This window comes from Flavobacterium laiguense, from assembly GCF_003097655.1.
GTDB lineage: Bacteria > Bacteroidota > Bacteroidia > Flavobacteriales > Flavobacteriaceae > Flavobacterium > Flavobacterium laiguense.
The window spans coordinates 75,249-87,850 of sequence record NZ_QCZH01000008.1 but is presented as its reverse complement, the minus strand read 5'-3'; the positions used below and the strand labels follow the sequence as shown (position 1 = coordinate 87,850).

7 protein-coding genes are annotated in these 12,602 nt (G+C 35.0%); 4 read left to right on the top strand and 3 right to left on the bottom strand.

The window, feature by feature from the left end; translation table 11 throughout:
• Nucleotides 1-43: 43 nt before the first annotated feature.
• On the top strand, nt 44-364 hold the full coding sequence (locus DB891_RS09415) for a YbaB/EbfC family nucleoid-associated protein (protein WP_116762867.1): 321 nt from the start codon (nt 44-46) through the stop codon (nt 362-364).
• A 384-nt stretch (nt 365-748) separates the two neighbouring features.
• On the opposite strand, the gene DB891_RS09410 is transcribed toward DB891_RS09415, so the two are convergent.
• Complete coding sequence (locus DB891_RS09410) at nt 749-1,774, bottom strand: threonine aldolase family protein (RefSeq protein ID WP_116762865.1); 1,026 nt, start codon at nt 1,772-1,774, stop codon at nt 749-751.
• Between the two features lie 381 nt (nt 1,775-2,155).
• Here DB891_RS09410 and prfB point away from each other — a divergent pair.
• Nucleotides 2,156-3,254, top strand: a protein-coding gene (gene prfB, locus DB891_RS09405) for a peptide chain release factor 2 (RefSeq protein ID WP_116762863.1) whose coding sequence is annotated in 2 segments (ribosomal slippage) — nt 2,156-2,218 and nt 2,220-3,254 — 1,098 coding nt in all. Because the reading frame shifts where the segments join, the coding sequence is not laid out codon by codon here.
• Between the two features lie 125 nt (nt 3,255-3,379).
• Here prfB and DB891_RS09400 read toward each other — a convergent pair.
• Nucleotides 3,380-6,478, bottom strand: a complete 3,099-nt coding sequence (locus tag DB891_RS09400; protein ID WP_116762861.1) for a PAS domain S-box protein — start codon at nt 6,476-6,478, stop codon at nt 3,380-3,382.
• Between the two features lie 509 nt (nt 6,479-6,987).
• On the opposite strand from DB891_RS09400, the gene DB891_RS09395 reads away from it, so the two are divergent.
• Nucleotides 6,988-8,616 (top strand): acyl-CoA carboxylase subunit beta, encoded by a 1,629-nt coding sequence (locus tag DB891_RS09395; RefSeq protein WP_116762859.1) that lies wholly within the window; start codon nt 6,988-6,990, stop codon nt 8,614-8,616.
• Nucleotides 8,617-8,663: 47 nt separating this feature from the next.
• Here the strand turns inward: DB891_RS09395 and DB891_RS09390 are convergent, their stop codons facing one another.
• Nucleotides 8,664-9,683, bottom strand: a complete 1,020-nt coding sequence (locus tag DB891_RS09390) for an alpha/beta hydrolase (protein WP_116762857.1) — start codon at nt 9,681-9,683, stop codon at nt 8,664-8,666.
• 369 nt (nt 9,684-10,052) lie between these two features.
• Between DB891_RS09390 and DB891_RS09385 the strand changes: the two genes are divergently transcribed.
• The gene (locus DB891_RS09385) at nt 10,053-12,584 is read left to right on the top strand and encodes a PIG-L family deacetylase (protein ID WP_116762855.1); all 2,532 of its coding nucleotides are present in this window, start codon (nt 10,053-10,055) and stop codon (nt 12,582-12,584) included.
• Nucleotides 12,585-12,602 lie beyond the last annotated feature (18 nt).

Genomic DNA, 12,602 nt, shown 5'->3' with positions numbered 1-12,602 from the left:
GTAATTTCGTAAATTTGCATTTCAATTTTTAAAAAATATCAAAATGGATTTAATGGGAATGATGGGCAAACTTAGAGAAACCCAACAAAAAATCGAAGATACTAAAAAACGTTTAGACACTGTACTAATTGACGAACAAAGTACTGACAACTTATTGAAAGTTACTTTGACCGCCAATACCAAAATAAAATCAATTACCATCGATGATTCTTTATTGGAAGACAAAGAACAACTGGAAGATTACCTGATTTTGGTTTTGAATAAAGCAATTGAAAAAGCAGCAAACATAAACCAAACCGAATTGGATGCCGTTACCAAAATGGATATGCCAATGATTCCAGGAATGGAAGATATGTTTAAATAAAATTTTAGATGTTAGATTTCTATGCCTATGGCTAGTCCTAAAAAACCTTGCGAGATTTTCAATCCTGCAAGGTTTTTTTTTGAATCTTGTAATTAATTCTGTCTATAATTAACTCGTTGGGTATAATTCTGTTTAAATAAATCATAAACCACATAGATACATAGATTTATAACTAATAATTAAAGAATGAATAGAAAATAGCACTATTTTTCACATAGATTGACTATGTGAAAAGTAAAACATCTATCAAACTCTTTTCAAAAACTATAAATTCTATGTTTCTATGTGGTGAAAAAACAATTACACCCAACGGGTTATAATTACACTTAAAGTATAAAATAAGTAAAGCTTAGTAAAACACTGCGCTTTAGATAATTTAAACTTTTAAAGAACAATTTTCTGTAATGTTTCCAAAACATACGTATGCATCACTTCTTTATAATCCAGATGCGTCACTATTCGAAGTTTTCCATGACCCAACGCACTTATTAAGATATTCTTCTCTTTCAGTTTCTCTATAAATAATTTCTCGCTCAACCCTGTTCTGACCGAAAAAATCAAAATATTGGTTTCTACAGGTTCGATTTTACCAATCCACGGCTGTCGCGATAATACCTCGGCAATTTCTCTGGCTCTTCTATGGTCATCAACCAACTTGGCGATATTATTGTCTAAAGCAAAATTTCCTGCCGCAGCCAAATACCCCACCTGTCGCATACCACCTCCTAATATTTTTCGGATACGCAATGCTCTGTGAATTGCTTCTTTACTCCCCAAAAGAACCGACCCGATAGGCGCTCCCAGTCCTTTAGATAAACACACCGAAATCGTATCAAACAATGCACCAAATTCTCTAGGATGTTGTTTTTTGGCAACAACTGCATTCCAAATTCTAGCACCGTCCAAGTGAAATTTCAAATTATTGGCATCGCAAACCGCTTTTATTTTCTTCAATTCTTCCAAATCATAACAAGCCCCTCCACCTTTATTGGTGGTATTTTCCACACACACCAAACTCGTTAACGGACTGTGATAAAACTCAGGATCATTTATAGCTCCAGCTACTTGGTCAGCAGTAATCATCCCACGATTCCCGTCTAGCAAACAACAAGAAACACCACTGTTAAACGAAACTCCCCCACCCTCATAATGGTACACATGAGCATATTTATCGGCTATTAATTGTTCCCCTGGTTGAGTATGCAACTTAATCGCAGTTTGATTTGCCATAGTCCCCGACGGAAAAAAAAGGCCTGCTTCCATACCAAACATCGCCGCCAATCTCGCTTCAAGAGCAATAACTGTTGGGTCTTGTTTGTACACATCATCCCCCACTTGGGCGTTAAACATATACTGCAACATTTCAACCGATGGTTTGGTAATCGTATCGCTAACTAAATTTATTTCCATAATCGTACCCGTAATTTATTTTCGTTTTAGTTCGGAACTCCCGGTATAACGCTGTACTATATCCCTTATTGTCTTCCCGATAACTCCCAATAATTATCGGGACCGGATTATTAGACAAATATTGAAATAGCTAACGGTAATCTAAAAACTATATCCTATTTTTGCATTCAAAACTAGTAAAATTATTAGAAGCCAATCCTGCTATTCGCTATAATCTTTTTTCAAAATGGCTTTTTTTGTAAAAAAGAAAAAAGAGCTTCCGTTGGTCGCTTTTCTTCTTTAACAAAAAATAGCCCTTTTCAAAAAAAAAGGATTTCCGCTATTATCAGGGCTAAAAAGGGCTAATCCAATAATTTTTCAACGCAAAATTACTATAAATTTATGACAACTACCGAACAAATAAAAGGTATTGTGGAGCGCCTTGGTGCGTTGAGGAGGTATCTTTGACGTTGATGCCAAACTTATCGAAATTGCCAACGAAGAAGAAAAAACTTTTGCTCCCGACTTTTGGAACAACCCCAAAGAAGCCGAAATTCTTGTAAAAAATCTGAGAAGCAAAAAAAAATGGGTTGAAGATTACAACAAAGCTGTCGACATGACAGACGAGTTGCAACTCGCCTACGACTTCTACAAGGAAGGAGAGCTAACTCCCGAAGAACTAGATAGTCAGTACAACTCAACTCAAGCACATATTGAAGCTATAGAATTCAAAAATATGCTTTCGGAAGAAGGTGATAGTTTGAGTGCCGTACTACAAATTACAGCTGGAGCAGGTGGTACAGAAAGTTGCGATTGGGCCGAAATGCTTATGCGCATGTACATGATGTGGGCCGAAAAAGAAGGGTACAAAATCAGGGAGCTGAATTTCCAAAAAGGAGACGCAGCGGGAATAAAAACGGTAACACTAGAAATTGAAGGCGATTATTCTTTTGGTTACCTCAAAGGCGAAAACGGCGTACACCGATTGGTGCGGATTTCCCCTTTTGACAGTAATGCCAAAAGACATACTTCCTTTGCATCTGTTTATGTGTACCCGCTTGTGGATGATACCATTGAAATAGAAATCAACCCTGCCGATATCGATATCACAACAGCGCGATCTAGTGGTGCAGGTGGTCAAAACGTAAACAAGGTAGAGACCAAAGTACAATTGACCCACAAACCAACCGGTATTCAGATTCAATGTTCAGAAACCCGTTCGCAACACGACAATAGAAACCGTGCCATGCAAATGTTGCGTTCTCAATTGTACGAAATTGAGCTTAAAAAACAACAAGAGCAACGCAGCGATATTGAGGCCGGTAAAATGAAAATCGAATGGGGTTCACAAATACGCAATTATGTGATGCAACCCTATAAACTGGTCAAGGACGTTCGTACAGGTTATGAAACCAGCGATGTAGACGGCGTAATGAACGGAAACATTGATCCGTTCCTTAAAGCATTCCTGATGATGATGGGGCAACGCGAAGAGGAGTAGTATCAAGTTACTTCTTAGAGTTCGACGAACAATTTAACACAGAAACGCCTTTCAATGTTTTTTTTGAAAGGCGTTTTCGTTTATACTAACGCGTCCTGAAATAACGTCAGCTAAAAAATTTCTAACTATTTATCTAATTCTCTTGTTTTCTTAATCCATTTTATAATTACGTTTTCCAATGTATTTCTTAAAATGGGTTTAGGGACATAATCATCCATCCCTATTTCCATACATTTTTCTTTTTCCCCTACAGACACTCCGGCTGTCACGGCTATAATAGGAATACTGGAGCCTCCTTCTAATTTTCTTATCTTTATCGTTGCCTCATGTCCATTCATTACAGGCATTTGTATGTCCATTAGAATTAAATCGGGATTGACTTCTTTAAATTGTTTTACAGCCTCTTTGCCATCAACGGCTTCAATAATAATAACATTCGGAAGTATTTTCTTTACCAATGTTTTTATTAGGAACATATTTATTTTATTGTCTTCAACTATGAGGATTTTTATTTTTTTATTTTCAATTTTCTTTGGTGTTTCAAAATTTATGGGTTCGGAAGGGACAATTATCAATTCATTTTCCACTTCAGCCCCATTCGATGTTTTGAATTCAACTTCAAAATAAAAGGCGCTTCCTGATTTAAATTTACTTTTTAACTGTAATTGACTATTCATCAAACCCAATAATTGGTTCGAAATCGTCAATCCCAAACCGGTTCCTCCAAACTTTTTTGTGGTAGAACTGTCTTCCTGAACAAAAGCTTGAAAGATTTTGGCGCGACTTTTTTTCTTGATTCCAATTCCTGTATCACTTACGGAAAACCGTAAAAGCGATTTGTTTTCAAAAGTTTCTATTGTAGAAATACTTAATTTCACTTCTCCTTCAGATGTGAATTTTATCGCATTGGTCAGGAGATTCAATAAGATTTGCTTGAGCCTCATATGATCTGCCCAAATGTATTTTGGAACATTCTTATCTAAAATAAAATTCAAATCAATTTCTTTTTCCATTGATTTACTTTTTACCAATTTGACCACTTGTTTAATCAAATCGATAAGGTTGCATTTTTCGATATAAAGTTCAAATTTCCCAGATTCAATTTTAGAAAAATCCAATATATCCGTAACAATTTTCAACAACAAATGAGAAGACTGGTTGATGGTTTCCAAAGATTGCTTTTGGAAATCTGTCAATTTAGTATTCATCAATACTTCGCTAAATCCAAGAATACCGTTTAAAGGAGTTCTGATTTCATGACTCATATTGGCCAAAAAATCAGACTTGGCTTTATTGGATGCTTCGGCAATATGTTTTTCTTTTAAAATGGCTTCATTTTGTTTCCTTTCGGTTATATCAATATAAATACCAACAATATAGGCTGTTTTTCCATTTTTATCGATACTCTCAGAAAATTCTTCAACCCAAACGATTTCCTTGTTTTTTCGGATAATCCTATAAACAGAATGTATGGGTTTCCCATTTTGAATAGATTCTACGTTTGATTCAATAGTTTCATCTCTGTCTTCGGGATGAATTATCTCTAAAAAAGACAGCTTATTCTCTAGAAAATCAGATTTAAGATAACCAGTCAGGTTTTCAATCTCGTCATTTAAGTACAATTTCGTTGATTTTACATCGAATTTTGATAAATAAACAGTACCCGGAATGTTGTTTGCCAACAGCTTGAATTTATCTTCACTCTCACGAAGACTAATTTCATTTTGCATCCGCTCCATTGTAGAACTGATGGTGCTCGCTAACATTTGGAGAATATTGATTTCATCTTTTGTCCATATTCTTTCACTTTGGCAATCCTCCAAACTCATAAAACCAATAGTTTCTTCTTTGATGAGAATCGGCAAAATTAAAATCGATTGCACACTATAGGTTAGCAGTATTTTTTTTAAATAAGTGGAATCTAATTGGCTGGTAATGGCAATTAACGGTGCGGCAGGTTCCTCCGGTGACAAAAAATAATAAAACTTATCACTCGAAAATTTCCTCAAAACATTCACTTCGATTTCATCATCCTCTTTATTCCATTTGTACTTTTGTATTAAGTGTTTTCCTTTTTTATCATTTTCATAATAAAAAATTTGATTCACATTGGTGACTTTTCCAATGAGAGGGAAGGTTTCTTGAAATATTTCGATAATGTTGCTTCTTTGTATAAATTTGTTTGTGCAAACTGCCATCGCAGAAAGCAGTTGGCTTTTATAATCGATTTTCTTTTCTATTTCAAAGCGTGCTTCAGACTCCAATACCTTGGCTATAATGTCAGCAACCGAACGAGCAAAATTAACATCATCCTGATCCCAGTCGATTTTGATTTCGGTGGTTTCAAATGAACAAATACCTATTATTTCTCCGTTGATAAATACAGGAGTATCAATTAGGGATGAAATCCCTCTTTCTGAGACATTATAGCCATTTTTAGAAAGATCAGATTGCGGAACTAAGGTTGCAACATCTGACGTCACAACCTGTTTGTCGTTCTCTATTGAATAAAAATAATGCTGAAAATTTTCTCTGTATAAAACAATATTCTTTTCAAAAGCTTGATTCTTTAGACTATACAGATTCTGGCATTCAATCTTATCTGGATAATACTTCCAGTAACTCGATTGGCATATCCCCATGGTCTTGGCAGTTATCTCTAAAATACCCTTCAAAATATCATTGAAATTCTCTGTAGACGAGTAACTTTTTAATGTCAAGTCCCTCAATGTATCCATGTATTTTTCAACTTTATTTTGCCTTTTGGATTTGCTTTCGTCTTTTAATTTCTGATAGGTAATATCCCTAGCGATTCCGGAATAACTAATTGCATTGCCAAATTCATCCTTGTTTAAAATCAATTTTTGAGAAACCCATAAGTTCTCCCCATCTTTTTTTGATATAGGAAATTCTACAATCGGAAATTCATCTTCGTTCTCAATTAAATTTTTATAGGTAATCAAAACTTTCCTCACATAATCCTTTCGAACAAGACGAGAAAAATGAGATCCTAGAATTTCTTCTTTGCAATACCCTGTGAGTTTAAAAGCAATTTCATTGATAAAAATATAATTGCCCTTTAAATCAATTTCAAAAATAATATCGGTAGCATTTTGAATCAGTTTTTTATATTGATTTAAAAACTGAATCTCTTTAGACATTTCCAGATGCAATTCGCCGTAGTTACTTTCAGTATTTCCAATTGAGTAATTTAAATTGTCCATAGATACGAAGCATTTGAAGTTGTGTGTAGAAAATAACACTGTATTTATTTTTCTAACAGCCGTTTACTGGGTTTGAGACCATCTTGAATATATACTATTTTTACTAAAAATAAAATTAAGAAAAAATTTTCAATTAAAAACTTTCTTACATAACAAAAAATAGATTTCATTAAAAATCAGTAACTATTTAGTTTCTAATACAGTAATGTTTTTAAATACAGACGAGACACCTTGTTTTATTCATCACTCTAGCCCCTTTTTGTTTCAATTTTATAGGCACACTTTTTTCTCAATTAACAATCAACAATTGTTCATAAAAACAGTATTTTTTTTCTAATCCAAAACACATATTAACAATAACTTTCTAATAACCAGTTTTTTAATATTAAGCTCCAAATAGTTACGTTACTTTAAATTACTAAAAATCCAAAATAAACCATATAAATCGGATAATTTCAATCGTTTTCGTAAATTAGCGCACACTATTAGAACAAAAACAAATAACCAACATGGATTTAAACTTCAATAAAAACGAAGATCATAATAAACTTTTATTGTCTGAATTAAAGCAAAAATTCGCAAAAGTCAAACTAGGTGGAGGCGAAAAACGAATCGAAAAACTACATGCCGAAGGCAAAATGACCGCTCGGGAACGCATTGATTATCTGCTTGATGAAAATGCAAAATGCATAGAAATTGGAGCTTTTGTTGGCAAAAAAATGTATGCAGAACACGGCGGATGCCCATCGGGAGGAGTAATTGTAAAAATAGGATACATAAAAGGAAAACAATGCATTGTTGTAGCCAATGATGCTACTGTAAAAGCAGGAGCTTGGTTTCCTATTACAGCAAAGAAAAACCTTAGAGCCCAAGAAATTGCTATGGAAAACCGTTTGCCTATCATCTATTTGGTTGATAGTGCCGGTGTTTATTTGCCTTTACAAGACGAAATTTTTCCAGACAAAGAACATTTCGGGCGCATCTTTAGAAATAATGCTCAAATGAGCAGCATGGGAATTACCCAAATATCGGCCGTAATGGGCAGTTGTGTGGCGGGAGGTGCTTATCTTCCGATCATGAGTGACGAAGCGCTTATTGTAGACAAAACGGGAAGTATTTTCTTGGCCGGAAGCTATTTGGTCAAAGCAGCTATTGGAGAAAGTATCGACAATGAAACTTTGGGAGGTGCAACTACACATTGCGAAATTTCGGGAGTGACCGATTATAAGGCCAAAGACGACAAAGACGCTTTAGACAAAATAAAAAACATAGTCGATAAAATTGGAGATTTTGATAAAGCGGGCTATAACCGTATCAAAGCCGAAAAACCTGCTTTAGACGAAAAAGACATCTACGGTATTTTGCCCAAAGCAAGAAACGAACAATACGATATGATGGAAATCATCAAGCGATTGGTAGACAATTCCGAATTTGAAGGGTACAAAGATGGTTACGGTCAATCACTTATTACCGGTTATGCCAGAATTGATGGTTGGGCTGTGGGGATAGTGGCCAACCAAAGAAAAGTGGTAAAAACAACCAAAGGCGAAATGCAATTTGGAGGTGTTATTTATTCGGATTCGGCAGACAAAGCCACTCGTTTTATTGCCAATTGCAACCAAAAGAAAATCCCATTGGTTTTTGTTCAGGATGTAACCGGTTTCATGGTGGGCTCCAAGTCAGAACACGGCGGAATCATAAAAGATGGCGCCAAAATGGTAAATGCCGTATCAAATTCGGTAGTGCCAAAATTTACTGTTATAGTAGGAAACTCGTATGGAGCCGGAAACTACGCCATGTGCGGAAAAGCATTCGATCCAAGACTAATATTTGCTTGGCCAAGTGCTGAACTAGCAGTAATGGGAGGTACACAAGCCGCCAAAGTTTTGGCACAAATTGAAGCTTCTTCCCTAAAAGGAAAAGGAGAAATTGTGGATGAAGCCAAGGAAGCCGAATTATTTGCAAAAATAAAAGCCCGTTATGACGAACAAGTTTCTCCCTATTACGCAGCAGCTCGATTGTGGACAGATGCTATCATTGATCCGTTAGAAACCAGAACTTGGATTTCTATGGGTATTGAAGCCGCCAACCACTCACCTATCGAAAAGAAATTTAATTTGGGAGTAATTCAGGTTTAACAATAAATAAATTGATAGTATACAGATTTCATGAAACTGTCCGAAAATTACTTTTCGGACAGTTTTATTTTACAATCTTGATCATTAGTCTTTTTTAAATGCTTCATTACAAATAGATAATTATCCAACCACTCAAAAATAGTTTTAAATACAGTATCCCGTACTGGTTTTCTTGAAAGAACCACATCGTGTATCGCACCTTCCACTCCAACAACTTCTTTTATGAGTGCCTTAACCCTTTTTGATTTCTCTTTAATATCAGTTATATTTAAAATAGCATCTCCTTCAAACATTTCATCACTCCAATGTTTAGGATAAATCGATTTATGGGAATGTAAGATCAAAATTGGTTTATTAATGGTGACACCATGGGCTATTTTTAAATGACCTTGGTGAATGGCATTTACCCAACCCGCATTTATCGAAGGCGCAACATGAGGTTTCCAATTCAAATTGTAATCCCACTCTCCAAAATCATTTTTATGCAAACTTTTACCGTAAAACTTAGAAAAACCTACAGGCAAAGAAACATTTGGGTGTAATCTTCCCAAAAAAGAAAATATCGGAATGACCGTTTTCTTTTGAATCCACGGCACATTAAAATCATAAAACGGACTGTTACAAACCAAAACATCAAATAGCTCTCTCCCTTTTCGATCCGAGGCATACAACGTTACTATAAGCCCACCCGTAGAATGCCCGTACAGTACTATTTTATGATTTCCTTCCTCTTTTATAATCGTTAATGCATCATCTATATCTTCATAATATTCAGACAGATTTCTCACATTATTTGGCATATGGTTTGGCAATTGGGACCTTCCATATTTTCTTAAATCCAAAGCATAAAAATTATAGCCTTGCTCTAAAAATTCTTCGGCTATAACTGTTTGAAAAAAATAATCATTAAACCCATGAATACACAATGTGGCTTTTCCAGGAGGCTTCGGATTTAATTTCCGAATCAGGGTGGTGGTTACTTTACCTTCATAATCATTGGGCTGAATAATCGTAGTTTGTTCAAAACCGTTTTGTAATACATCTTCAACATATTGTACATCCGTCATAGTTAGATTCTTTTTAGATAAGAGGCTTCTTATAATTTCAATCGCATAATTAAATTATCCCAATTTTCAATTCTCTCAAATTTAATATTCTATTTTGATTTTGTCCCATATTGATTTGTTTTTTTCAAACCCGTTGGGTATAAATGTTTTTTTACCACATAGAAACATTTTTTTTAATTGCTCTCAACATAAAAAAAAATTATGCTTCTACCTTAATTTCTATTTGACTACACAATATTTTCATCCAATTAAAACATTAACATAACTTTTGGAAACCTCTCTAAATATTCCCACTTTTTAATTAGTATTTTTGAAGCTACTCAACATTCAATGCTATTCTAAAATTTAATTTATACAAATTCATTTTATATGCGAAAGGTTTATTTTAAATCATTTTTTATTCTCATCATAGCTATTCAAATAGCAAATGCTCAAAAACCGCAAAAACCTAATGCTGCGGAAATATACAATCAAATTCAGAAACTAAATTTTTTGGGAACTGTACTTTATATTGCTGCACATCCCGATGATGAAAACACTCGCTTAATTTCGTATTTGTCTAATGATGTACATGCCAGAACAGGCTATTTATCATTGACCAGAGGCGATGGAGGGCAAAATTTAATTGGAGCTCAATTGAGAGAATTATTGGGAGTAATCCGAACTCAGGAGCTACTGGAAGCTAGGAAAATTGATGGTGGAGAACAATTTTTCTCTAGAGCAAATGATTTTGGTTATTCAAAAACAGCAACCGAAACATTACAAATTTGGGATAAAGATAAAGTACTGTCAGATCTTGTTTGGGCCATTAGAAAATTCCAACCAGATGTAATAATAAACCGATTCGATCACAGAACTCCCGGAACTACTCACGGCCACCACACTTCATCAGCCATGCTTAGTGTTGAAGGTTTTGATTTGGCCAATAATCCAACTTCATATCCAGAACAATTAAAACTAGTACCCCTTTGGCAACCCAAAAGACTTTTTTTTAATACCTCTTGGTGGTTTTATGGAAGTAAGGAAAAATTTGAGGCTTCCAATAAAACGAATCTAATTGCAATTCAAACTGGCGTTTATTATCCTACAATAGGTAAATCCAATCAAGAAATCGCAGCTTTAAGTCGCAGCAGACACCAATCACAAGGCTTTGGCAACACCGGAACCCGAGGAGAAGAAACAGAATATTTAGAATTTTTAAAAGGAGAACCCTTAAAAGACAAATCATCTTTATTTGAAGGTATCGATACGAGTTGGAATCGCGTAAAAGGAGGAAAAACCATTGGCGAATTACTGGCTCAAATTGCCAATCAATACGATTTTAAAAACCCATCGGCCAGCATTCCTACTTTGGCGAAAGCCTATACCATGATTCAAGCTTTGGAAGAAGAACATTGGAAAACTGTAAAATCCGAAGAAATAAAAAACATCATTGCCACTTGTGCAGGTTTGTATCTTGAAGCGGTAGCCGATACTCAAGAAGTTACTCCAGGAAGTCTTGTAAAACTAAAACTCGAAGCCATTAACAGAAGTCCAATAGCCATGCAATTGGTAAGCGTTACAACATTACCGGAACAAAAAAACACCCTTTTGAACACCGATTTAGAGAACAATATTTTACATAACCCCAAATTAGATTTACAATTACCGGTAACGTTAAATTATACGCAACCCTATTGGCTAAAAGAAAAAGGAACCGTTGGCATGTACACAGTCGAGGAACAAAAAAGCATAGGAGTTCCAGATATAATTCGCGAAGTAAAAGTAATTTTCAACGTAAAAATCAATGGTATAGAAATCCCATTTGAAAGAACCGTTGTTTACAAGTACACTGACGACGTAAAAGGAGAAATGTATAATTTCCTTGATATTGTTCCAGCTGTAACCACAACCATTCAAGACAAAGTGATACTATTTACAGGAAGCAAAAGCAAATACGTAGGTGTTAACATAAAATCAGGCAAAAATGACATTAAAGGAAATTTAAAACTAGATTTACCTCAAGATTGGAACGTATCTCCAAAATCAATCTCTTTTCAATTGGACAAAAAAGGAATGGAACAAACCGTTTACTTTGAAGTTACTCCACCTAATCAATCGAGCGAAGTGGTAGGTAAAAGTATCGCAACTATTGATGGTGTTCCATACGACAAAGAACAAATTACAATCAATTACGATCATATTACCAAACAACAAGTTTTAAAAACGGCTGATGTAAAATGCATTCGATTGGATTTGAAAACCAATGGAGAAAAAATAGCCTATATCATGGGAGCTGGAGATGAAGTTCCTAAGAGTTTGACTCAAATGGGATACAAGGTAACGCTCCTAAAACCCGAAGAAATAACTCCCGAGAAAATGGAATCATTTGATGTTGTAATGACAGGAGTAAGAGCCTATAATACTGTACAAACATTGGCAAACAAACAGGATATTTTGTTTGATTTTATAAAAAGCGGTAAAACAATGATTGTACAATACAACACTACCGATGATTTGGTTACCTCAAATATTGCGCCCTATCCTCTTAAAATTTCAAGCGACAGAGTAACCGAAGAAAATGCCGAAGTTCAATTTCTGGCACCCAATCACCCAGCATTGAATTACCCCAATACAATTACCCAAAATGATTTTAAAGGTTGGAAACAAGAACAGGGATTGTATTATCCAAAGGAGTTTGACAAGGCCTTTACGCCTATCCTATCCTCAAGTGATAAAGGCGAAAGTGCCAAAGAGGGTGCGCTATTAATTGCTCCTTACGGAAAAGGAAATTACATTTATACTGGACTAAGTTTTTTTAGGGAATTACCCGAAGGCGTTCCCGGAGCCTATAAATTGTTATCGAATATGATTTCGATTAAAAGTGCAGTAACCATTCCGAATCAAAAAATAAAACAATAAAACGAAAAGATGGATTCA

Coding starts and splice junctions, on each gene's coding strand:
- DB891_RS09415 (WP_116762867.1), top strand. CDS start 44: ATGGATTTAATGGGAATGATGGGCAAACTTAGAGAAACCCAACAAAAA.
- DB891_RS09410 (WP_116762865.1), bottom strand. CDS start 1,774: ATGGAAATAAATTTAGTTAGCGATACGATTACCAAACCATCGGTTGAA.
- DB891_RS09400 (WP_116762861.1), bottom strand. CDS start 6,478: ATGGACAATTTAAATTACTCAATTGGAAATACTGAAAGTAACTACGGC.
- DB891_RS09395 (WP_116762859.1), top strand. CDS start 6,988: ATGGATTTAAACTTCAATAAAAACGAAGATCATAATAAACTTTTATTG.
- DB891_RS09390 (WP_116762857.1), bottom strand. CDS start 9,683: ATGACGGATGTACAATATGTTGAAGATGTATTACAAAACGGTTTTGAA.
- DB891_RS09385 (WP_116762855.1), top strand. CDS start 10,053: ATGCGAAAGGTTTATTTTAAATCATTTTTTATTCTCATCATAGCTATT.